Here is a 22,819-nt window from a genome sequence, read left to right on the forward strand (position 1 = left end):
TTCTACAGGTTTTCCTTCCAGCCGATATAGGAAGCCATCCGTCCGGTAGTTCCTTGTATCCCAGCTTCCTTGCGATGAGAGAAAAACAAGTCTGTTCTGCAGCTTGTACACCAATTCGTGGAGAAAATATTCCCGGAAGAAATTCCAACTTCGAGCAATATCGCTGTGTTCAACTGACGGAGGTCCAGCATATATCGATCCCCAGTGGAAGAGATCACTGCTTTTTCCCAATCGCCTGCACAAGTGCGAACCTGCGTCATGATTCGCTCATCGACTTCATAGCAACAGCCGCCAATGGATGGGCCAATTGCGACGAAAATGTCCGCTGGCTTGGCCTGATAGTGCTTCGTCATTGCCTTCACCATTTCCTCGGCAATACGGCCTACTGTTCCCTTCCAGCCTGCGTGGGCAAGTCCGATTGCACCTGATTGAGGGTGTAGAAAATAGAGAGGCACACAATCTGCATAAAACGAGGTCAGCATGACTCCTTTTTCAAGGGTAAACAAACCATCTGTTGAAGAAATGACGTCCTCCAGACTTTCTTTTCCCGCCCCGCCTGCTGTAACCTGGCATACCTGATTCCCGTGCACTTGATCGGCGCATGTCCACGCCGAAAATGACATCCCGACTTGTTCTGCCAGCTTGCGTCTATTGGCTACTACGTTCGCAGATTCATCACCCACATGCAGCCCCATATTAAAAGACCCGTACGGTTGTTCACTTTCCCCGCCTGAGCGAATGGTAAACCCCGCCACTAATCCAGGAAATTGTTGCTCCCACTCTGTTAACGATAAGATTGACTTATCCTCCACCCTGACAAATGGTTCTCTCATGTTGTCACCTTCCTCATATGGCTAATCATACCATAGCCGAAAAGAAAAGAAAGGCTATCCGTGCCTTTCTCCCTTTCACGTTAGTATTCATCTCCGCCAGAAGTTTTTACTTCAACTTTAAGTGCTTCTTCCATCCGAACAAGAACCACATCTTTCCCGATCTTCACAATATTGCGCCAAGGAATGACATAATCGTTCCCGGCAGAAAAGAACCCGAGAAATTTTCCTGGTCCCGGTACGACGATAGCCTCTACGCGCCCGTGCCGCAGATCGATCTCCAAATCTGAAATTTGCCCAAGCCGTTTCCCATCGAGAATATTTACCACTTCTTTGGTCTGGAAGTCAGAGATTTTTACCATTCTTCCTCACCTTCTTTTCTCCGTTACTTTCAGTATATGAGTCCAAATAGGAATATGTCCGCTTCTTTGCCAAAAAGTAAGGCGATTGAAATCTAACGTTTCCGCTCGTACAAAAAACCCGAACGGTACAAGACCGCCGGGTCACCTATGTCGTTTCTCATTACGATTGAACGTGCTTTTGCATATGGGCAATTGCGGCTTTTTCTAATCGGGAGACCTGTGCCTGTGAGATACCGATTTCCTCTGCTACTTCCATCTGCGTTTTTCCTTCGTAAAAGCGCATGGATAATATCATTTTTTCTCGGTCACCTAGCCGCTGCATTCCCTCACGAAGTGCAATTTCCTCTACCCACGTGACATCTTTGTTCTTCTCGTCACTAATCTGATCCATGACGTAAATCGGATCGCCACCATCCTGATAAATCGGTTCAAACAATGAAACCGGATCTTGGATCGCATCGAGTGCAAACACGACATCTTCTTTGGCTACGTTCAATTCCTGAGAAATCTCGATAATGGTAGGCTCTCGCGAATGTTTGTTGGTCAAATTGTCACGCACCTGCAAGGCCTTGTACGCGATGTCTCGCAAAGAGCGGGAAACACGAATCGGATTGTTATCCCGTAAATAGCGGCGAATTTCTCCGATGATCATCGGTACGGCATACGTGGAAAACTTCACATTTTGCCCGAGATCAAAGTTGTCGATCGCTTTCATCAACCCGATGCAGCCCACTTGAAACAAGTCATCCACGAACTCTCCGCGATTGTTGAACCGTTGGATTACGCTAAGTACCAATCGCAAGTTGCCGTTGACCAGCTTCTCGCGGGCCGCCAGCTCCCCACTTTGCAGGCGCTCAAACAAATCCCGCATCTCTTTGTTTGTCAACACCGGAAGCTTGGAGGTATCTACCCCGCATATCTCTACCTTATTGCGCGTCACGTCTTTCCCTCCTCGAAGCAAGAAAAAAGTCCCTAACCCGGTTGTCTTGAAAGGCCGCGTAACTGACGCGTAGCCGACCAAGAAGGTGGCAAAAACCACCATCTGTTTCGGTTTAGGAACAGTATCCCCCCAAGCTGGGAAAATATGCGTTAGACCATCTTGTTGAATTCTTTTCGCAACCGTTTTATAATTCGCTTTTCCAAACGCGAAATATACGACTGTGAGATTCCCAATAAATCGGCTACATCCTTTTGTGTCTTTTCCTCTTCTCCCGCCAAACCGAAGCGCAGCTCCATGATAATTCTCTCGCGGTCAGACAGTTTATCCAGTGCTTTTTTCAGAAGCTTTCGATCTACTTGGTCCTCGATGTTTTTATAAATCGTGTCATTCTCCGTACCCAGAACATCTGAGAGCAGCAGCTCATTGCCATCCCAGTCAATGTTAAGCGGTTCATCAAAAGATACCTCTGAACGAATTTTATTATTTCGGCGAAGATACATGAGGATTTCGTTTTCGATACAACGAGAAGCATACGTTGCCAGCTTGATGTTCTTGTCTGGATCAAAGGTATTCACTGCCTTGATCAAGCCGATGGTGCCTATGCTAACCAAGTCCTCAATGTTAATTCCCGTATTCTCAAACTTGCGGGCGATGTAAACGACCAGACGAAGATTGCGTTCAATCAACATACCGCGGACAGCCGGATCACCAGACGGCAGTCGTCCGAGCAGCAGCTCCTCTTCTTCTCTGGTCAATGGTGGAGGCAATGCTTCACTCCCGCCAATATAATAGACTTCTTCGGCGCGTACACCAAGCCAGAGCAAGATTCGGTACCAGGTCAATTGGAGTTGTAGGCGAAGTTTTACATACATGATTAGCCCTCCTGTTTGAGAATAAAGGTTGATTCCTCTGTATAAGTTTCCATCAGCGCTGGGTGCACGATAGCCTGATACTTGCCGTCAGCAGCCAATGGGATCGGGTTAAGCCCGATTAGCACCCGTTCTGTTTCAAAACGAATCCCGTCTTGCACGACCATGACACGGTCTGGCTTGATTGCGAGCAAAAAATCCATTCCTCTTGACACGCTGCGATACGGGATCAGGCGTACCCGAGACTGCCATTCCAGCGGCAAATGATCCCAAGATCCGTCCAGCTTCTCCCACACTCCACCGTTTTCATCGGCTTGTCGGAGAAGCGACGGCGGAAGCAAATGTGCGAACATGCGATTTTCTATAATCATGACGGGTATGCGTGTAATCGGCTCGTGGAGCTGGTTTCCTGTGTCCACAAGTCCACGGCAAATGACTTTTTCCCCTGCTAGCGTGACGACGACATCGACAAGAAAGGTTTCGATTCTTCGTGGCTCCTGGATTGCACGGTAGCTCCTTTTCCCGATGAAAAAGATCAGGATAAAACCGATCAGGACGATCCCCAAAGTAGGCTTGAATCCGACGCCAAACCCATCATTATGCGTGACAACCAGTCCATTGACAATTTCACTCTGCGGTGCCAAAAAATACTGTAGCCCAAACACTCCCCCTCCGAACACAAATGCGACGAAGTAAAAAATGATCAAGTTTTGCGCAAAGGACAACAACCTCCTGTTCCCAAAAGCAATCCACAGCATGATGACAGAAAAGAGCAGTTTGACCCACCATTGGTACATGGAAGAAAACACAGGAAAAAAGAAAAAGACCAGATACGCGGAGCCAAACAGAGAGGCGAGTATCATTCTCCACCACACCATGCGCTCTTTGCGAAAATAAGCAGTAAACCAGAGTAACAAGGTATCAATAGCCACATTCAGGAGTAGAATGATATCAAGATACACAACCACTTGCTTTCCCCCTCATCTTTTGACCGATTTGGCAGCAAGCATGTGTCCTAGCAAAAATGGTAAATAGTAGGACGACTTCTATCAGTAAAAGCAGTATATATCAATGTGTATGTAAAGTCTGTCAATTCTTGACGGTGTTTTTTTGGTTTTTTTGTCTAACATTTTTCATCCAATCAACGAAAAAAAGCCTTGTCCCCACTGACGGGAACAAGGCTTTTGACAGTCATTTATCACTTTAGTTTTTGTTGCGGCGGCGATTGCGCAGGAATGCTGGAATATCCAGATTATCCAGGTTACCCATGGAGAAGAAGGACTTGTCTTCCTCTTCTTCCTTCGCACGGCTGTTATTCGTATTGGAAACTGGTGTCGGACGATTGCCAGGCGTGTTGATCGGCTGTTGTTGACGGCGCGGAGCTTCCGCCGCGCGTTGACTATGCTCGAAGCCTGTAGCAATTACGGTCACTACCAATTCATTTTTCAGATCCTCGTTAATCACCGCACCGAAAATCATGTTAACATCTGGGTCAGATGCAGAAGATACGATGTCGGCTGCTTCGTTTACTTCGTACAAGCTCAGGTTAGTCCCGCCAGTGATGTTCATGAGAACACCGCGTGCACCATCAATCGCAGTCTCGAGAAGTGGGCTGGAAATAGCCCGACGTGCAGCTTCAGCCGCACGATTTTCGCCACTGCTTACACCGATACCCATGAGAGCAGAACCGCGCTCAGTCATGATCGTCTTCACGTCAGCGAAGTCCAAGTTGATCAGTCCAGGTACCGCAATCAGGTCGGAAATACCTTGAACCCCTTGTCGCAGTACGTTGTCAACTTCGCGGAATGCTTCGAGCATTGGCGTATTTTTATCAACGATTTCCAAAAGACGGTCGTTAGGAATCACGATCAGTGTGTCTACTTTTTCTTTCAGAGCAGCGATACCGATCTCACCGTGCTGGGAACGTCTGCGACCCTCGAAAGAGAACGGACGAGTTACTACACCAACTGTAAGAGCACCCATTTCTTTGGCGATTTCTGCAACAACAGGTGCTGCACCTGTACCCGTACCTCCACCCATACCGGCAGTTACGAATACCATGTCAGCTCCACGCAAAGCGTTCTCAATCAAATCACGGCTTTCTTCCGCCGCTTTTTTACCGATCTCAGGATTCGCACCTGCTCCCAGTCCACGTGTCAATTTTTCCCCGATTTGCAGCTTGATATCTGCACTGGAGAGCTGAAGTGCTTGCGCGTCGGTGTTCAAGGTGATGAATTCTACACCCTTTACTCCACCGGCGATCATGCGGTTTACTGCGTTGCTACCTCCGCCCCCGCAACCAATAACTTTAATTCGTGCAAAGGATTCCAAGTCCATATCAAATTCCAGCATATTGCTAGTCCTCCCCAACTTCAACATAAGAAAACTTCGTGGCTACAGAAGCCTGTCAACTAAACACAATGGAACGAATCGATACCCGTCTTCGTCCTTGTAGTTAAGCTCGATAAAGCGAACTCCATTAAATAAATTCGCTAAACCAGTTTTTCACTTTTTCCATCAAACCGCCGCCTTCTTTTGGCTTAGACGAGACGGTTTGCTTCTGAGTGCCCTTGAATGAGGGGGTGACGCGAATGCTGCGGCGCTCCATCAACTGCAAGGCATATTGAATCAAACCTACCCCGGTGGTGTAGGCAGGATCTCGCACTCCGATGTAATCAGGAATCGCAATTCGAACAGGTGCGTCCAATTCTTCTTTTGCCAATTCCAACATGCCCGGCATAGCTACGGTACCACCCGTAAGAACATAGCCACCTGCAATTTCGTCGCGATAGCCCAATTTGTATACAGCATCCTCGACTAATTGGAATATTTCCGCAGCGCGCGGCTCGATAATATTGGCCAAATCCACTTGCGTAAATTGCTTTTCAACTTCACTGCCAATCCGGTTCACCTTGAACTTCACATCTTCGGATGCTTCGTCAATAAGGGCACAGCCGTTTTTGGTTTTCACACGATCTGCCACATCTGTATGCGTTCGCAGTCCGAGTGAAATATCGCTCGTAATGTGGTCGCCACCGATGCCGATCACGGTGGTCGCTGCCAGTTTCCCTTGCTCGAATACACCGATCGTGGTAGAACCCGCACCGATGTCGACAAGAACGACACCCATATTTTTGTCATCTTTGGATAGAGCAACAGTGCTAGCCGCAAGCGGTTGCAAGAATATTCCAGCTACACGCAGATTAGTTCGTTGAGCACAGCGAACGATGTTATGTACGACCGTTTTCAACCCGGTCACAATGGTCCCTTCCATTTCCAGTCGGACACCAATCATCCCACGAGGGTCCTTAATGCTCCCTTGTCCATCAACGATGTACTCCTTTGGGACTACCTCGATGATTTCACGGTCTGGAGGAATAGCCACGACCTTCGCTGCCTGAATTACGCGTTGAATATCTTCTTCTCGTATCTCACGGTCTTCGCTGGATACAGCGACAACCCCTTGGGTTTCATGCAGATCGATATGGTTTCCAGTGATCCCCACATACACTTCTTCGATTGAAACGCCAACCATGCGTTCCGCATGATCAACCGCTTCCCGGATGGCATGCACGGTTTGGTCGATGTCTACAATCACGCCCTTCTTGATTCCTTCTGAGTGTGATTGTCCGACGCCGATGATGTTGATGGAACCATTGTTGATCTCGCCGATCATGACGCGTACTTTGGATGTTCCAATGTCTAGGCTGACTATGAGTTCATTGCTTACCAAACCTGTGACACCTCCCCTGCTACGTCTTTTTTCTTGCTAAAGTGAGAACACCTGCATAAATTATTCCACACAGGACAACCATTCCCTTTTTTTCTTATTGATTTTTTGCAAAAAAATGACCATCTTCCCATTTTTCTTCGCGTTATTCTTGCTGATTGATCCATTTGGATAGAACAATTCTCCTAATGACAGCGAGATTGTTGAACAAACGGACCCCGAAAGCCACGATCGCAGCCAAATACAGATCAATCCCCAAGTACCCTCCAATGAAGGCCAAGCCTGCTGCAAAAAGTGTGTTGAAAAAGAATCCAGACATGAAAATACGAACGTTAAAAGTACGCTCTAAAAACGAACGAATCCCCCCAAAGATCGTATCCAATCCAGCCAAGAGGGCTATTGATAGATAGCTGCTATACTCCTGGGGCACACGCCAATCCAGTAGGAAGCCGACAACAAGACCGACAATCAGTCCGATAAGCGGGAGCCACATGGTTACGAATCTCCTTTTTGTTTTACAGGTTTCATAAATTGAATGACACGTGTTTCATTATTCGCTGAAATCATCAGCTTGTCCCGTTTTTCTGCCAGCACCTTTTTATTCGCCAGCTGGAAGTTTTCCTCTACGCCCTCCAGCTTCAATGCGGACAACAATACTTCAGGCTCCCCCAATGCTTTTATCTCATACGGAGCCCTGATCGTCCTGGTATCGATTTGGATGACATCTCCCACATTGCGGATCGCAGTGGTAGCAATCAGTCGATGGCCATTAATAGAAACAGCTTGTGCTCCGTTTGCAAACAGGATATTTACCAACCAGCGCAAATCTTCATCGTCAATCGTATAGTCTCCTACAACAGGCACAGGCATATGTCCATCCCCAACTGGCTCTGCAGGTGTATGGGCATCGACAACATCAATAACGATGCCTTCTCCCTCCATCCCTACCATTCCAGCCATTCGGCGAGTCCGTGCCAACTCCTCTTTCATAACGGAGATACTTTCATCTTCACTGAGTGAGGTTTCGTATTGGTAGTACAGCTGATTATACTTTGAAATGTCTGCGAGCAGGTTTTTGTGTTTCTCCAGTTCTTTTTGCAACGTGGTCCGAAGTTCCGCGATGCTGCGAGACTCTTTATGAACAGGATGAAGACTGCTTCGTAATTGCACAGTCAACATCACACCTATGATAGCACTAATGATGGCAAGAATAAATGTGATTTTACGGCTTTTTTGTAACATAGGTAAACGCATCCTTTTATTTAGGAGTGTTTCGTTTTCGCGTCACCAACAAAGGCAGGTAGTTCGACCCGCTCTTTTTTGGCTATGCTTATTTGTACAAAATCTTGCAAGGAGTGTAAAACACCTCCCGGCAAATTCAAAGCACTGTCTAGTGTGTCGGGATTCCCTATCGCTGTTACCACGAATGGAGCGGCCGATTTGATGCCGTTTACGATAATCGTTGGTCCAATGCAACGAATTTCGGAATTGCTTACCACACGCTGCCCGTTAATGCTGATGGCCTCTGCTCCTGCTGCACGCAGTTCATTGACGACCAGGCGCACGTCCTGCTCGTGCACGATGTAGTTTGCGATATCTGTGCTGTTCGCTGCATTCTGGCTATCCTGCATCGTTATGACAATACCTGGCCCTTCCACAGCGACTACCCCTGCTAGCATCCGCGCTGCATCCAGTTGACTGAGTGTATCAGCAGCCTCCGATTTACGCTCCGCCATCGCCTCTTCCACTTTTCCCACCTGACGTTGCAAATCGAGCAGTTGATTTTCCAGATGCCGATTTTGCTCCTTTTCAGCCAAAATCCGGTCATTCAATTGCGTTTCCTGTTGGAACAGCTGATCATTCATCCGTTCTTTGCGGGTAAGCTTGTTCGTTTCGAAGGAAGTGGCCACTAGAAAGCCGGTAGATAACGTCACGATGGTTAAATACAAATGAAATTTGCGACGACGACTCATGTCTACTTTCCCCTTTTTCATTTACTGCTGTGGCTGCTGTGGCTGCTCTTGCCCTTCCTGTATAGGAATAGCCCCTTGAGCCCCGTACGGAATAAACCACGGTTGCTCAAACAAAGAGAGCACCCCTTTTGTATCCGGCGGCAATTGTTTCATGATCGCCGGGTACCAGTTCATCATCTTGTCCAGCTTGTAGATGACGCTTCTTACTTCATTCCCGTCGCGCATGTACAGCGTTATGCGTTGCTTGTCGTAAACCGTCGGCGTCAATGTAATATCTGAAATCTCCGCGAGTACATTTGGCGATAATTTCGATAGCGACTTGGCGAGATGGGGAAGGAGCTCCGGTGAGGCCCACGAGCTAATCAATGGCCTGTCCACTACACGCTTGGCAAAATTAACCTGTTTGAGCACATAGCCATTGTCCAGTAAGGCATAGCGGCTTCCGTCCTGCCCACTCCAAAAAGCGACGCGCTTTTGTTCGGTTATATGTAGCGTGATCAACCCGGGGAAAGAGCGGCTCACCGTCACATCTTTAATGGCCTCTAATGGTTTCAAGTTATTTCGCACACTGTTCTCCCATACGTTTAGAAACTGCATGTCCTTCATTAGGCCAGATTCTGTAATGACTTGCTCTGTCGTATAAATATCATTACCAGTCACTCGAATCTCTTGCACCTTACTGTAAGGGGAACGGATAAAAACGATGATGAGAATGGTAAGAAAAAACAATACCAGCAGAAAGACCAGTTTGCGGTTGCCCCTTCTTCTGGGGCGTTGTTGCTTGACTTGCGGAATGCGTTCCTCATATACCGCCATGGCCGTACCCTTCCTCTTGTTTTTTAGGCTCATTGCCCAGAGCAAAGTAAATTACTGGATGTCTTTCGAATAAATGTCATTGAACAAAACAGGGAAAGCGGCATAACATTATGCCGCCCACTCTCCCTCGGTTACATCGATACTCGTGATATATCGGCTCCTAATTGACGCAACTGCTCTTCCAGCCGATCGTATCCACGATCAATATGATGGATCTGGTTCACCGTGGTAATACCTTCTGCAGCAAGCCCCGCGAGGACTAAGGCAGCACCTGCTCGAAGATCAGTAGCTTCGACATTCGTAGCGGTCAATTTATTGACACCCCGAATAATTGCGGAGCCAAGATCAACGTATATAGAGGCGCCCATTCGCGCCAATTCATTCACATGTTTGAATCTTCCTTCAAAAATGGTCTCTTTAATGACACTCGTTCCCCTAGCCTGTGACAGAAACACCATCAGCTGCGCCTGCAAATCGGTCGGAAACCCGGGATATGGCGAGGTGATGATCCGGTCGTAGGCACGTGGACGGGAGGTGCTTTTGATTTCCATTATATCATGGCGGGTCTTGATTTCAACACCGCAGCTACGGGCGACCTCAATCAATGCCATCAATTGCTCAGGCAGTGTATTGGTCAATTCGATATGTCCCTGTGAAATACCGACAGCCAGCAGATAAGTTCCTGTCACAATCCTGTCCGGTATGATCCGGTAACTGACGGAACGCAAACGAGGTACACCACTGATCTCAATCGTATCGGTGCCCGCCCCTCTGATCCTTGCTCCCATTGCATTCAGGAAATTCTGGAGGTCGATGATTTCCGGCTCACGTGCTGCATTACAAATTCGGGTCGTGCCTTTTGCCAGCACAGCCGCCATCATGATATTTTCCGTCGCGCCCACACTGGGGAAGGAAAGAAAGATATTGGACCCACGCAATTGTTTGGCCCGAAATGTAATGTAACCTTCCGATTCTTCAATTTTGGCTCCTAGCGCTGTCAATCCAGCCAAATGCAAGTCAATCCTGCGCTCTCCAATGTCACATCCACCTGGCCTGGAAATCGTGACCTCACCCAGACGTGCCAGGAGTGGTCCCGCCAAAAAAATCGAAGATCGCATTTGGCTCATTAAATCATCCGGCACCTGCGGGACACAGACAGACGTTGTATCCAGATCGACACATCCGTCCTCATGCTTCGTATTCGCCCCAAGCAACGTCAAGATTTCGAGCATGACCTTAATGTCTTTTAGATGGGGGACGTCATAGATATAGAATTGCCCTTCCGCGAGCACAGCAGCGGCAAGAATGGGAAGAGCAGCGTTCTTAGCACCTTGGATCCGAAGCGAACCGGACAGAGGTCTTCCGCCTTCGATCGCAAAAGTCTCCAAACTTTCACCTCCGTGTTACCCCTCGCCCACCACCAGGACTTCCGGATGCAGGTCAATCCCATTTTTCTCGAGAATCGTGCTCCGAACGTGATTAATCAAGGTGAGGACGTCGGTAGCCGTTGCTCCTCCGCAATTCACGATGAAGTTGGAGTGTTTTTCTGAAACCTGAGCTCCTCCGATCTGATAGCCCTTCAGCCCAGCTGCTTCAATCAGGCGACCTGCGTGGTCATTAGGCGGATTTCGGAACACACTGCCAGCACACGGCATCTGCAATGGCTGCGTATTGCGCCGTCGTTCCTTATTGACAGCGAGTGTGGCCGCAATCTCTTTGCGGTCGCCCGTCCTCAATTGAAAACGGGCCTCTAGCACGATCCCTTTTTGCTTTTGCAAAAGAGAAGTCCGGTAGCTAAAGCTCAGTTCCTCGTTACTCAACACTTTACTTTCGCCGTTTTCGAAAAGGATCTCGGCCTCAATAAGAATACGTGAAAGATCAGATCCGTGTGCCCCCGCATTCATATAGACGGCGCCGCCTACCGTACCAGGAATCCCTCCTGCAAACTCCATACCTGTTAATCCCATCTTGCCTGTCTCCACCGCCAGGCGGATCATGGAATATCCGGCACCCACACACACCTCTTCGCCCCTGAACTCACAGTGGCTTAAGCCCTCGGCCACTTTAAGCACGGCTCCACGTATCCCTCTGTCCCTCACCAGAAGGTTTGAACCGCGCCCGATTACACTCCAAGGAATTTCATGACGATGGATGATCTGCAAGGCCTTTTGCAAGGATGCTTTATCCTTGGGTTGGATTAACAAATCAGCAGGACCCCCGATCCGCCACGTTGTATGATTAGCAAGGGGTTCATCGGTCCACACTTTTTCGATTCCTGCTTGCATGAGCTCATCTGCGATTTTTTTCATTTGTGAACCTCCTGATACGTTTGCTAGGTCGGACCTAGTCTTCTCACGTGTTTGCTCCATACTATGCTTTCGCCCAGATCGGCGTGACAATCGCCTATCTGATCATTTTTTTCGTGTCATCGCCTCTAATTGACGAACGATCTCTGTCGCTGCTTGCGGCATCCCCAAGGAAAGTGAACTATTTTTCATCTCTTCCCATTTCGCTGGATTGGTAAGGATATTTTCCAAGGAAAGTAGCAAGCTCTCTCCGGTAAGGTCACGCTCAACGATAACATGAGCGGCCCCTTCGCGCTCCAATCCCCTTGCATTTTTCTCTTGATGGTTGTTCGTGACGTACGGGGACGGAATCAAGATTGAAGGCACACCTAGTGCCGTTATTTCTGCCAAGGTAGATGCTCCTGCGCGACCAACCAATACATGCGTCGCTGCTAAAACATCCGGCATATTATGGACGAACGGAAGCACAGAAATGTTACTTGGAAGTGTTCCTCGTTCACCAAGCTGTGCCGAAATCGCCTCAAAATGAACATCGCCCGTCACATATACAAAATGAGTATCGGTGTATTTACCTAACTGCGTAACAACCGAAAGCACTGCCTCATTGATTGCACGCGCTCCCCTGCTGCCACCAAAGATCAGCACGATTTTTTTGCTATTGTCCACACCCAAAAAGCTTCGACCCGCCTCGGCATTACCGTGCATAACTTCCGTTGCACGTGGATTTCCGGTCAGTACCGTTTTAGACGGGGGAAAATGGGCGAGCGATTCTTTGAACGAAACGGCCACCCGAGTAACTGAGCGAGAAAGGAACTTGTTGGTCAAGCCCGGCACTACGTTTTGCTCATGGATCAACGTTGGAATCCCCAAGCGCGAAGCTGCATATACGACTGGACCACATACGTAGCCACCCGTACCAATTACGACATCCGGTTTGAACTCGCGCAGCATTTTCTTGGCATCCCCAACAGCCCGGACGAATTTCCACAAGGTCTTCAAGTTGTCCAACGACAGCTTGCGTTTCAATCCGCTAATTTCTACGGATTGGAAAGGAATATTGGATCGCGGTACCAAACCTGCTTCCAAGCCTTTTTTACTACCAATATACAAAAAGGCAGCCTGCGGATATTGACGAGAAACTTCCCTCGCCACCGCAAGCGCCGGATAAATATGTCCACCTGTGCCACCGCCTGTTAAGACGACACGCATTACGTTCACACCCTTTTTTGAGAAGGAGTAGCAATAGGCTGCTTTACATTCTTATTGCGTACTCCTGTTGAGGTTTCTGTTATCGAGAAAAACGAGAGATGTTCAACAAGACACCTACACCTGTGAGCATCAGTGTCAGCGAAGAACCACCGTAGCTTAGGAACGGCAACGTGATTCCAGTCACCGGAAACATCCCTGTCACAACACCAATATTGATGACAACCTGGATGGCAATCATGCCAATGATCCCTAGGGCAAGCAGGCTTCCGAACAAATCTGGAGCCGTAATTGCCGTTCGCATTCCCCTCCACAACAAGAGAAGGAATAGCAAGAGAATGAGCGTGCCTCCGATGAAGCCCAGCTCCTCCGCGACAATCGAGAAAATAAAATCATTGTAAGGCTCAGGCAAGTACAGATGCTTCTGTCTGCTTTGTCCAAGGCCAAGACCCAACAAACCGCCGGGACCTATTGCGTAAAGAGATTGGATGATTTGATAGCCCGTATTGAGCGGATCCGACCACGGATCGAGGAAGGACGTAATCCTTTTGATTCGATAAGGTGCTGACAAAACCAAGCCGATGAAGCCAACAACTCCGATCATTCCCAAACCGACAAAATGACTAATCCGCGCACCTGACGCAAAAATCATAACGACGGCGGTTCCCATCAAAACCGTCCCGGTTCCCAAATCCGGTTGCAGCATGATCAAGCCAAAACACAGAACGGGAATTCCTAAGGCAGGCAGAAGACCTTTTCGGAACAAGACAATTTGCTTCTGATTATCTGAGAGCCACTTCGCCAGGAATGCAACGACGCCCAGTTTCGCAAATTCCCCTGGTTGAATTCCAAAAGCGCCGAAACCAAGCCAGCTTTTCGAGCCATTTACTTCGATCCCGATGATCAAAACCAAAATCAACAGACCGATGCTTACCAAATACCCTGGCTTGGCCCATTGCTTCCACACCCAGTAATCGATATTCATCGTAATGTACATGGATGTAATCCCTAACAGAGCGAAGATCAGTTGCCGCTTGGCGAAAAAATACGGATCGGAAAACGGCGGCTTTTGCGCCACGATCGCGCTGGCGCTATACACCATCACGATGCCAATTCCCAATAAAAAAAGTGTTGCAAAAATAATTACGAAGTCGGGGGCAGAGCGTACCTTGCTCATTGTGCCAGGTCATCCTTTCTCATGCCGTCCCGCTTTTGTCATATTCGTGATGATACCAGTGGGACGTTATGCTAGGCTTGTTTTAAGTCTATGCACGCCGTCCTTAAACATGCTCCCCCTTGTCTCAAACGAAGGAAACATGTCCCAACTCGCACAAGCAGGGCTCAGTAAGACCACATCACCTGATTCGGCCAACTGGGAAGCAGCAAGAACGGCTTTTTCCACAGTATCGACATGGATCCGCTCATTAATCCCTGCTTCCTGCGCACGTTCCAGTAAAATCGGAGCCGTTTGCCCGAGAGCGATGACTGCTTTTACCCGACCTTGGATCACAGGCAGCAGTTCCCGAAAATCAACACCACGATCCAGCCCACCGCAAATCCATACGACTGGCTCCTTGCACGCTTGCAAAGCGCGGGATGCCGCTTCCGGGTTAGTCGCTTTTGAATCATTGAAGTATTTGACACCGCGAATCGAATCCACGAACTCCATCCGGTGCTCTACCCCTGGGAAGGTAGTAAGAACTTGTATAATCGATTGCTTGTCCGCGCCTGCGAGCTTCGCAACCAGAATCGCTGCCAGTGCGTTGTCCAAATGAGGAACGGTAATATCCGCGATCGCAACGATTGGCTCTGTATTCCCATTCCCATCCGCAAACAGGATCAAACCATCCTTGACAAAAGCTCCTTTTGGCACCTCTTGACTCTTGCTAAAGTAGTAGATGGATGCAGGGAGGTCTTTGCATTTTTCTACGATCTCTGGTTGGTCATATGGCAAAATAGCTGCGTCATCTGCCGTTTGGTTGGCAAACATTTTCAGTTTGGCTGCCAAATACTCTTCCATGGTGTGATGGTAATCCAAATGAGCAGGATACAGATTGAGCAAAACACCGATATGTGGCCGGAACTTCCGCGTCCCCATCAGTTGGAAGCTACTCAATTCAGCAACGAGCCATTCGTCGGGACCAGCTTCCTCCGCTAGGCCGCACAATACGGTCCCAATGTTGCCTCCTACCTTCGCATCCAGACCCGCTTCTTTGAAAATCAGTCCGACGAGCGTCGTAGTCGTGGTCTTGCCATTGGAGCCTGTAATGCCGATAATCGGTGCCTTGGCAATCTGGGAGGCCAGCTCCACCTCCGTCACAACAGGAATGCCGAGTGCCTGCGCCTGCTTGACGGGTGCTGCTTCATACGGAATCCCCGGATTTTTGACCACAAGGGATACGCCTTCATGAATGAGATCATCGGGATGATAACCACAAATGACCGGAATCCCCAACGATTCCAGCTCTTCTACCCCGACCGCTTCTTCACGTGGCTTTTTATCATTTACGACGACATGAGCACCAAAGCGGTGTAGCAGTTTTGCCACTGCGACACCGCTCTTTGCCATACCAATAACGACGACATGCTTATTATGAAAACGCATCATCTGATTGTCACCACCTCAAGGTATACACCCAATCCAGCAAAGAACATACCGACGAGCCAAAACGTGACAACCACGCGCCACTCTGACCAGCCTGTTAATTCAAAATGATGATGCAGGGGACTCATACGGAAAATACGCTTTCCACGTGTCTTAAAGGAGACTACCTGCATAATAACAGAGAGCGTCTCGACAACGAATACCCCACCGATAATAGCCAAAAGTAATTCCGTCTTGGTCATGATTGCAATTCCCGCGAGCGCTCCACCAAGTCCGAGTGAACCCGTATCACCCATGAACACGCGTGCCGGATGCGCATTGAAGACGAGGAAGCCAAGTACCGCCCCTACAACAGCCGCACTAAAAATAGCAGTGTCATAATCTTGACCAAACCATGCGATGATCGCATAAGCACCAAAAGCAATCGCTCCCGTCCCTGCCAATAGTCCATCCAATCCATCTGTGATGTTAACGGCATTCGTTGTACCTACCAAGAGGAACAACAGGAATGGGAAGTAAAAATAGCCGAGCTCGAGCTTCCACGGTGTACCTGGCAGATGGATGGACGTGTCATGCCCCATCATAAGCAGCAAAATATAAGCGCCGATTGCCAAGACAATCTGACCAGCAAACTTCTGTTTGGCAGTCAACCCGAGGTTGCGTTTTTTCTTGATTTTGATGAAATCATCTAAAAACCCGATTAAACCGTATCCGAGGGTCACCAATAACAGGAAGTAAATTTCCATTTTCGCATTGGCAAACTTCAACACGGTAAATATGAGTGCCAAAAGAATGATGGTGCCTCCCATGGTGGGAGTTCCAGCCTTCTTAAAATGGGATTGCGGTCCTTCCTCACGAATTGCCTGCCCAAATTTCAGGCGGCGAAGGAAGGGAATAAACAATGGGCCAATGAGTACGGCGATGAGAAACGCAGCGACGATCGTGACGATTAGGACGTTGTCAACGAACATGCCCGAGCCTCCTTTCTTTCGATGCAGTGTGTGGCATCTGTTCTATTCTTGGTTGTACCGGGCAATCGCTTCGCGCGCAACTTCACGGTCATCGAAGGGCAACACCTGGTCTTTAATAATTTGATACGTTTCGTGTCCTTTTCCGGCGATCAAGATCACATCGTCCGGCTTTGCAAGCGAAACTGCATGGGCAATGGCTTCGCGTCGGTCTGTCAGTGCCGTATAACGATCAGGTGCCACTTCTGACAAACCAGCCAGCATGTCATCGAGAATCGCCTGCGGCTCCTCCGAGCGTGGATTATCTGATGTTAAGACGGTCAGATCAGCATATTTCGTTGCAATTTGCGCCATGATTGGGCGTTTGGTTCGATCCCTGTCGCCTCCGCAGCCCACAATGCAAAATACGTTGCCACGGGCAAATTCCTTGACAGTCATTAATGCATTTTCCAAGCTGTCTGGTGTGTGGGAGTAGTCGACGAGCACCGCAAACGGCTGACCAGCATCTACTGCTTCAAATCGCCCATTTACCCCCGCTACCTCTTCCAGGCTCGCTTTGATCGCTTCGAGTGGAATACCTTCTGCGAGTGTAACCGCGATGGCTGCCAAAGCGTTATACACATTGAACTTTCCCATCAGCCTCAAGTTCAGACGCGCACTGCCAGCGAAGCTTTCGACTGTAAAAGAAGTTCCTTTACTTGTGATTTCGATTTGTTTTGCCCTTACATCTGCTGGTTGATCGATGCCGTATGTAATGACTCGCGCCGGTGTAACGGTGGCATATAATTCGGACGCCTCATCATCGGCATTCAGTACAGCTGTTTTTAGACGGTCTGTGTCATAGCCGTTACCGAGCTGGGAAAACAATAATGATTTGGCGTAGCGATAGTTTTCCATCGTTTTATGGTAGTCGAGGTGATCCTGCGTCAGGTTGGTAAAAACCGCTGTATGAATTTCGCAACCGCGGACTCTTCCCAGCTCCAATGCATGAGAGGAAACCTCAATAATCGCATAGTCTGTGTTTACATCGCACATGCGACGAAAGCTTCTTTGCAAATCTATGGCATCTGGAGTCGTATTTTTGACTTCCTCCGTAACGTCTCCAATTCTCATATGGATCGTTCCGATTAAGCCTGTTTGCTTGCTTTGATCGCGCAAAATCTTGTCGATCAGATGCGTAGTGGTCGTCTTGCCATTTGTCCCGGTAACGCCAATGACTTTTACTTCTTTCGTGGGAGATCCGAAAATACGATCAGCCAGCATAGCCATTGCCCGCCGGGTATCCGGTACTTTGACAATAGTCGCTGGCACGTCCAGATCTTGTTCGGATAACACGGCGACGGCACCATTCTTCACCGCCTGGGCCGCGAACGTATGTCCATCCACGGTATATCCAGTTAGACAGACAAACAAGTAGCCGGGCTTTACCTGGCGCGAGTCTGCCGTCAAACCCGTAATCTCCATGCTGTCATCCCCCGAAACCGTTACTGGCAACAAAGGCATGAGCAGATCCCGTAGAAACATGAAACAGGCACCCCATTCTCCAACTAGTATAGACAGAAATTTGAACATTTGTACTTGGCTACGCCGATCATTTAGGCGCAGTCTTGATGAACAAAGGCAGAGCGAACGTAGACAAGCCTACTCCCCTCCGCCTTCGAAATCTCATTTTATAGCTAATTGGTCGATTTGTCACCAAGGTATATGCGAATTTTTCCGCCCTCATCAATTTTTACTCCAGGTGCTGGGGACTGCTGGATGACGTACTGACCTTTACCTGAAACGACTAGCGGCAGAGTATCATACGTTGTCACTACGTCTCTCATGGATTGTCCGACCATGTTTGGTACTTCGATTGGCGCCCGTTCTCCCAGTGCTTTGTTAATTTCCTTGGGGATGCCATCTTTTCGTTTGGGTACATTCAAATGCTGAAGGGAGGATTCCATGATACTTTTTACACTCGGGGCAGCAATCAATCCACCAAACGCCAGTGCTTTCGGATTATCTACAGCGAAATATACGACGAGCTGTGGATCATCAGCCGGCGCAAAGCCGATAAACGAAACGATGTATTCGCCATCGACGTAACGGCCATTCTTTACTTTTTGCGCGGTTCCCGTCTTACCTCCTACCCGATACCCTTCAATAAATGCCTTATTTCCCGTTCCTTGCGCGACCACACTTTCCAGCGCATGCCGAACTTTGGCCGAGGTCTCCTCGGTAATCACCTGTCGAACCTCTGTCGGCAAAGTCCTCGCTACCACATCGTGTGTCACACTATCCCGCCATTCTTTGGCGACAAACGGCTTCATAAGTTTACCACCATTGATAGCGGCTGAGACCGCAGCCATTTGTTGGATCGGCGTTACCGAAACCCCTTGACCGAAAGAAGTCGTCCCCAGCTCTACGGGTCCCACTTTTTTCAAGTTAAATAACAGCCCGTTTTCTTCGCCGATCAAATCGATCCCTGTCTTTTGTCCGAAGCCAAATTTTTTGATGTAGTCAAAAAGTCGTTCTTTTTGCAGTCGCTGGCCCATCGTCACGAAGCCAGGGTTACAAGAATTCTCTACCACTTCCAGCATCGTTTCCTGTCCATGCCCCTGACGCTTCCAGCAACGCAATCGCTTCCCTGCCACGTTTATGAATCCCGGATCGTAGAAGCCTTCGTTCAGATTGATAACGCCTTCGTTTAAAGCAGCGGCCAGTGTCACAATCTTGAATGTGGAACCAGGCTCGTATGTTTTCCAGATAGGGAGATTTCTATTGTACACCTCAGAAGGATAGTCTCTGTACGCATCCGGTTGAAAAGTCGGGCGACTCCCCATCCCCAATATTTCCCCTGTCTTTGGATTCATCGCGATCGCCAGAACATCATCTGGCTGATAAGCGACTACTGCCTGATCCAGCTCGCGTTCGATAAACGATTGGATGGCACTGTCGAGTGTTAAATACATGTCCATCCCATTCACGGGTGCTACGTAGTCTTCGGTTCCACCTGGCAGTACGCGCCCTTTGGCATCTGACGGAAATGAGATATGTCCCTCGGTCCCCATCAAGAAGGGATCATAAATTTTTTCAAGACCTGTCAACCCTTGATTGTCAATGCCTGTGAAACCAAGTATATGGGCTGCCATCGTTCCGTTCGGGTAAAAACGCTTCGTATCCCCTGCCAAGTATATCCCTGGCAAATTCAATTCTTGTATTTTCCTCGCCTTTTCAACAGACAGTTTTCTTCCACCCGGAATCTGGTTGTTGCTCATTGCTTTTTTCGTAATGGCACGAAATACATCTTCTTCTTTTTGCTCCAAAATGACGGCGAGCTGTCTCGCTGTTTCTTTCGGGTCTTTGATTTGCGCCCCTACCGATACCAGTGTAGGTACGGTCATATTCGTCACGAGCTCATTTCCGCTTCTGTCTAAAATGCGACCACGATTGGGCTGAAATTTAATCTCCCGTTTGAGAAGTTCATCTGACATCTGCGAGAGTTTCGGTCCTTCTATCAATTGAACATAACCCAAACGGGTGACAAGTGCCGAATACAAAACGACTCCTACAATCAAGATGATAAAAATGCGACGGCGTACAGTAGCATTGGATACCCGCAAAGCGAGTCCCCCCTCAAATAGGTTGTCTCTTCTTAACCTTATTCGCAGGGGGGACTAGTTAGAACTATGGAGTTGTCGGTGTTTGCGGTGATTGGCCTCCTGGTTTGTCAGGAGGTGTTGCCTGTCCAGAAGCTGGCGGCTGTGCTGCTCCACCTTGCCCGGTTTGCTGACCAGAAGATGGTGGAGCCGGATTATTTCCTCCTGCTGGATTTGTAGGAGGACTCGCTCCTGTATTGTTTGGCGTTGTTGTAGCAGGCACTGTGCTGCCCTCCTGACTAGAAGGAGGTGTTGCCGGTACAGGTGGTTCCGACACGGATTGCAGCGTCACCTGAAGCAGCTCTGTACCCTGGAGCACCGTTCCCGGAGGAATACTTTGTTGGCTGACGAAGCCAGTTCCACTCGATTTCACTGCGAGATTGATCAAAGAGGTGAACTCCATGACGTCCCGCAATGATTTTCCTTTGAAGTCAGGCATCTTCGTTCCGTTTACCCTGTCCGTTACAAGGATGATCTGTTCACCTGGAACGACCTGATTATAAGCTTCGGGATACTGTTTGACGATTTTCGTACCTGTTCCGGCTACCGTGACCGTCAAATTGTCCTGCTTCGCCCGCAATTGTGCGGCTGTCGTGGACATCCCTTCAAACTTAGGCAATGTCTTCTGTGTAGCTGGTGAGGATGCCAGCGCTGCCTGTACTTCTTTTTTCGGCGTCGGTTTTTTAGTACTATTAACTACCGACAGATCAGGCTGCTGCTGCAAATATTGCAGGCTGCGCTCCATGATAGTTGTAAACATCGGCGCAAGCATCATTTGGCCCCACAATGCATACCATGCATCTGTTTTCGGATCGTCAATGACAACATAAACTAACAACTTCGGATTGTCTTTTGGCGCAAAACCGATGAAGGAAACCACGTAACGACCATCCAAAATTTTCCCATTGTTAGGATTATATTTTTGTGCAGTTCCCGTCTTTCCTGCGACTTGATACCCTTCGATCTGATATAGTGTACCAGTTCCAGGTTTTTCTGAGACAACCTTGCCCAAAATGTCGCGTGTCTGTTTTGCAGTCGCTTCGCTTACGACCCGATCCACAACCTCACGTTGCGTGCGTTCGACAACGGCTCCTGTGTGAGGATCACGCATTTCTTTTAAAATATGAGGTTTTAGAAGCTCTCCTCCATTCGCGATCGCCCCCACAGCGGCAACCTGCTGGATCGCCGTAACCGTCGCTGCTTGACCATACGTTGTTGCAGCCCAGTCACGCGGTGACTGAGGTTTATACAGGTTGATTAAATTTCCTTCTTTTTCGTAAGGAAGCTCAATTCCGGTTTTTTGACCCATCCCGAATTTTTTGAAGTATTTCTTTAGACCCTCCAGCTTCAACCGTTCATAACCCAACTTAACGAACAATACGTTACTCGATCGCTGAACCCCTTCTAAAAAGCTGATGGTTCCCCAACCGGCACCATTGTTGTGGTCGCGGATCGGAATCTGCCCCTTGATGGTGTAAGCACCTGATTGATAGGTTTCATTCTGATTAAACATTTTTTCTTCAATCGCTGCCGCCAGCGTAATAATCTTAAACGTAGAGCCCGGCTCAAACATTGTGGTGACCGCATGGTTGTTGTAGTTTTCAATCCCGTTGTAGTACGTATTCGGATTAAACGTCGAGCGGTTGCCCATCGCCAATATCTCGCCCGTTTGCGGGTCGGCTACAACGACCGTCATGCCCTGCGGCTTGTACTGCTGCTCCACCTTATCAAGGGCTTGTTCTACATAATCCTGTATCTGGCGATCAATCGTAAGATATACATCTACGCCGTCTATTGCCGGAGTGTACTCTCCTTCTCCGTCCGGCAGCTGGTAGCCTGCACGATCCTTTTGGTAGGCAATATGTCCCTTTTGGCCAGCCAATTTATCGTTAAATTGCAGCTCGATCCCCATTTTCGGTTCATCATACAAATCAAGATAACCGATCACATGGGAAGCGAAGGCATTATTCGGATAAACCCGGCGAGTCGTTTCAGTCAAATAGATTCCTGGGAGCTGATTCTTTTTGAGCTTCTCACCACTTGGCAGTGTCGGATATTGCAAATTTAGAATTCGGTTCTTTTGCTCTTCACTGATCTTTAGCCCGAAGCGTCCCAATTCCACGACTTTGTTCGGCTTAGTCAAATTCTTCACTAATTCAGGAACCGGCGCATTCAAAATAGGAGCCAGCATATTCGCTGTGTAGTACGGATCTTTCACAAAATCTTCGTCTTTATCATTGCGTGGCTTCAGTTTTGCGTTTACCGTGTATGCCTTACCGTTATACGCCAAAATCTCGCCGTTTCGATCATAGATCGCCCCGCGCTTCGGCTTCAAGACTTGCTCCCTGTCCCACTGCTCTTGAGCCGTCCCCATGATTTCGGTAGCTTTGACAGTCTGAAGCCAGTAGATTCGAAAACTCAACGTCGAAAAAATCAAAATCGTACATAAGGCTACCATGAGAATTCGCCAATTTACTTTTCGCTTCCATTCCATCTCCGTTCATCTCCATCGCATCAAAGATCGCCCGCTCCCTAAGCCAACTGGCCCAGCTAAGAAAAAATGTTACCGCACA

General features: G+C 48.5%; 20 protein-coding genes. All 20 read right to left on the reverse strand.

Annotated features, from left to right (window positions below):
* Positions 1-2: 2 nt before the first annotated feature.
* Complete coding sequence (gene pgeF / locus BBR47_RS19150; protein ID WP_015892084.1) at positions 3-833, reverse strand: peptidoglycan editing factor PgeF; 831 nt, start codon at positions 831-833, stop codon at positions 3-5.
* 80 nt (positions 834-913) lie between these two features.
* Positions 914-1,192: a YlmC/YmxH family sporulation protein gene (locus BBR47_RS19155; RefSeq protein ID WP_015892085.1), complete on the reverse strand. Its 279-nt coding sequence runs from the start codon at positions 1,190-1,192 to the stop codon at positions 914-916.
* A 160-nt stretch (positions 1,193-1,352) separates the two neighbouring features.
* On the reverse strand, positions 1,353-2,132 hold the full coding sequence (sigG, locus tag BBR47_RS19160) for an RNA polymerase sporulation sigma factor SigG (protein WP_015892086.1): 780 nt from the start codon (positions 2,130-2,132) through the stop codon (positions 1,353-1,355).
* 149 nt (positions 2,133-2,281) lie between these two features.
* Entirely contained in the window at positions 2,282-3,004 is a 723-nt protein-coding gene (gene sigE, locus BBR47_RS19165) for an RNA polymerase sporulation sigma factor SigE (protein WP_007717727.1), read from the reverse strand.
* A gap of 2 nt (positions 3,005-3,006) precedes the next feature.
* Positions 3,007-3,969 carry a sigma-E processing peptidase SpoIIGA gene (gene spoIIGA / locus BBR47_RS19170; protein ID WP_015892087.1) on the reverse strand — a complete coding sequence of 321 codons (963 nt, stop codon included), beginning with the start codon at positions 3,967-3,969 and terminating at the stop codon, positions 3,007-3,009.
* Positions 3,970-4,204: 235 nt separating this feature from the next.
* Positions 4,205-5,353, reverse strand: a complete 1,149-nt coding sequence (ftsZ, locus tag BBR47_RS19175; RefSeq protein ID WP_015892088.1) for a cell division protein FtsZ — start codon at positions 5,351-5,353, stop codon at positions 4,205-4,207.
* A 127-nt stretch (positions 5,354-5,480) separates the two neighbouring features.
* Complete coding sequence (gene ftsA / locus BBR47_RS19180; protein ID WP_015892089.1) at positions 5,481-6,734, reverse strand: cell division protein FtsA; 1,254 nt, start codon at positions 6,732-6,734, stop codon at positions 5,481-5,483.
* 142 nt (positions 6,735-6,876) lie between these two features.
* Positions 6,877-7,224, reverse strand: a complete 348-nt coding sequence (locus BBR47_RS19185) for a small basic family protein (RefSeq protein ID WP_015892090.1) — start codon at positions 7,222-7,224, stop codon at positions 6,877-6,879.
* Between the two features lie 2 nt (positions 7,225-7,226).
* The gene (locus BBR47_RS19190) at positions 7,227-7,973 is read right to left on the reverse strand and encodes a DUF881 domain-containing protein (RefSeq protein WP_015892091.1); all 747 of its coding nucleotides are present in this window, start codon (positions 7,971-7,973) and stop codon (positions 7,227-7,229) included.
* A 20-nt stretch (positions 7,974-7,993) separates the two neighbouring features.
* Positions 7,994-8,704 (reverse strand): DUF881 domain-containing protein, encoded by a 711-nt coding sequence (locus BBR47_RS19195; RefSeq protein ID WP_015892092.1) that lies wholly within the window; start codon positions 8,702-8,704, stop codon positions 7,994-7,996.
* Between the two features lie 21 nt (positions 8,705-8,725).
* Positions 8,726-9,520 carry a cell division protein FtsQ/DivIB gene (locus BBR47_RS19200; RefSeq protein WP_015892093.1) on the reverse strand — a complete coding sequence of 265 codons (795 nt, stop codon included), beginning with the start codon at positions 9,518-9,520 and terminating at the stop codon, positions 8,726-8,728.
* A gap of 131 nt (positions 9,521-9,651) precedes the next feature.
* A complete protein-coding gene (gene murA / locus BBR47_RS19205; RefSeq protein ID WP_015892094.1) occupies positions 9,652-10,908 on the reverse strand; it encodes a UDP-N-acetylglucosamine 1-carboxyvinyltransferase in 1,257 nt (418 codons plus the stop codon).
* 15 nt (positions 10,909-10,923) lie between these two features.
* Positions 10,924-11,829, reverse strand: a complete 906-nt coding sequence (gene murB, locus BBR47_RS19210; RefSeq protein ID WP_015892095.1) for a UDP-N-acetylmuramate dehydrogenase — start codon at positions 11,827-11,829, stop codon at positions 10,924-10,926.
* Positions 11,830-11,931: 102 nt separating this feature from the next.
* Positions 11,932-13,035: an undecaprenyldiphospho-muramoylpentapeptide beta-N-acetylglucosaminyltransferase gene (murG, locus tag BBR47_RS19215; protein ID WP_041749523.1), complete on the reverse strand. Its 1,104-nt coding sequence runs from the start codon at positions 13,033-13,035 to the stop codon at positions 11,932-11,934.
* Positions 13,036-13,114: 79 nt separating this feature from the next.
* Positions 13,115-14,209 carry a stage V sporulation protein E gene (spoVE, locus tag BBR47_RS19220; RefSeq protein WP_015892097.1) on the reverse strand — a complete coding sequence of 365 codons (1,095 nt, stop codon included), beginning with the start codon at positions 14,207-14,209 and terminating at the stop codon, positions 13,115-13,117.
* Between the two features lie 66 nt (positions 14,210-14,275).
* A complete protein-coding gene (gene murD, locus BBR47_RS19225; RefSeq protein ID WP_015892098.1) occupies positions 14,276-15,640 on the reverse strand; it encodes a UDP-N-acetylmuramoyl-L-alanine--D-glutamate ligase in 1,365 nt (454 codons plus the stop codon).
* Positions 15,637-16,608, reverse strand: coding sequence for a phospho-N-acetylmuramoyl-pentapeptide-transferase (mraY, locus tag BBR47_RS19230; protein ID WP_015892099.1), 972 nt, complete (start codon positions 16,606-16,608; stop codon positions 15,637-15,639). Before mraY ends, murD begins: the two co-directional genes overlap by 4 nt.
* A gap of 42 nt (positions 16,609-16,650) precedes the next feature.
* Positions 16,651-18,129 carry a UDP-N-acetylmuramoyl-L-alanyl-D-glutamate--2,6-diaminopimelate ligase gene (locus BBR47_RS19235; protein ID WP_015892100.1) on the reverse strand — a complete coding sequence of 493 codons (1,479 nt, stop codon included), beginning with the start codon at positions 18,127-18,129 and terminating at the stop codon, positions 16,651-16,653.
* A gap of 152 nt (positions 18,130-18,281) precedes the next feature.
* Positions 18,282-20,210 (reverse strand): stage V sporulation protein D, encoded by a 1,929-nt coding sequence (locus BBR47_RS19240; RefSeq protein ID WP_015892101.1) that lies wholly within the window; start codon positions 20,208-20,210, stop codon positions 18,282-18,284.
* A gap of 64 nt (positions 20,211-20,274) precedes the next feature.
* Positions 20,275-22,740: a penicillin-binding protein gene (locus tag BBR47_RS19245; RefSeq protein WP_015892102.1), complete on the reverse strand. Its 2,466-nt coding sequence runs from the start codon at positions 22,738-22,740 to the stop codon at positions 20,275-20,277.
* Between the last annotated feature and the right edge of the window lie 79 nt (positions 22,741-22,819).

This window comes from Brevibacillus brevis NBRC 100599 (assembly GCF_000010165.1).
Lineage (GTDB): Bacteria > Bacillota > Bacilli > Brevibacillales > Brevibacillaceae > Brevibacillus > Brevibacillus brevis_D.

Coding starts and splice junctions, on each gene's coding strand:
- pgeF (WP_015892084.1), bottom strand. CDS start 833: ATGAGAGAACCATTTGTCAGGGTGGAGGATAAGTCAATCTTATCGTTA.
- BBR47_RS19155 (WP_015892085.1), bottom strand. CDS start 1,192: ATGGTAAAAATCTCTGACTTCCAGACCAAAGAAGTGGTAAATATTCTC.
- sigE (WP_007717727.1), bottom strand. CDS start 3,004: ATGTATGTAAAACTTCGCCTACAACTCCAATTGACCTGGTACCGAATC.
- ftsZ (WP_015892088.1), bottom strand. CDS start 5,353: ATGCTGGAATTTGATATGGACTTGGAATCCTTTGCACGAATTAAAGTT.
- BBR47_RS19185 (WP_015892090.1), bottom strand. CDS start 7,224: ATGTGGCTCCCGCTTATCGGACTGATTGTCGGTCTTGTTGTCGGCTTC.
- BBR47_RS19190 (WP_015892091.1), bottom strand. CDS start 7,973: ATGTTACAAAAAAGCCGTAAAATCACATTTATTCTTGCCATCATTAGT.
- BBR47_RS19195 (WP_015892092.1), bottom strand. CDS start 8,704: ATGAGTCGTCGTCGCAAATTTCATTTGTATTTAACCATCGTGACGTTA.
- BBR47_RS19200 (WP_015892093.1), bottom strand. CDS start 9,520: ATGGCGGTATATGAGGAACGCATTCCGCAAGTCAAGCAACAACGCCCC.
- murB (WP_015892095.1), bottom strand. CDS start 11,829: ATGAAAAAAATCGCAGATGAGCTCATGCAAGCAGGAATCGAAAAAGTG.
- murG (WP_041749523.1), bottom strand. CDS start 13,035: ATGCGTGTCGTCTTAACAGGCGGTGGCACAGGTGGACATATTTATCCG.
- spoVE (WP_015892097.1), bottom strand. CDS start 14,209: ATGAGCAAGGTACGCTCTGCCCCCGACTTCGTAATTATTTTTGCAACA.
- murD (WP_015892098.1), bottom strand. CDS start 15,640: ATGATGCGTTTTCATAATAAGCATGTCGTCGTTATTGGTATGGCAAAG.
- mraY (WP_015892099.1), bottom strand. CDS start 16,608: ATGTTCGTTGACAACGTCCTAATCGTCACGATCGTCGCTGCGTTTCTC.
- BBR47_RS19235 (WP_015892100.1), bottom strand. CDS start 18,129: ATGTTTCTACGGGATCTGCTCATGCCTTTGTTGCCAGTAACGGTTTCG.
- BBR47_RS19245 (WP_015892102.1), bottom strand. CDS start 22,740: ATGGAATGGAAGCGAAAAGTAAATTGGCGAATTCTCATGGTAGCCTTA.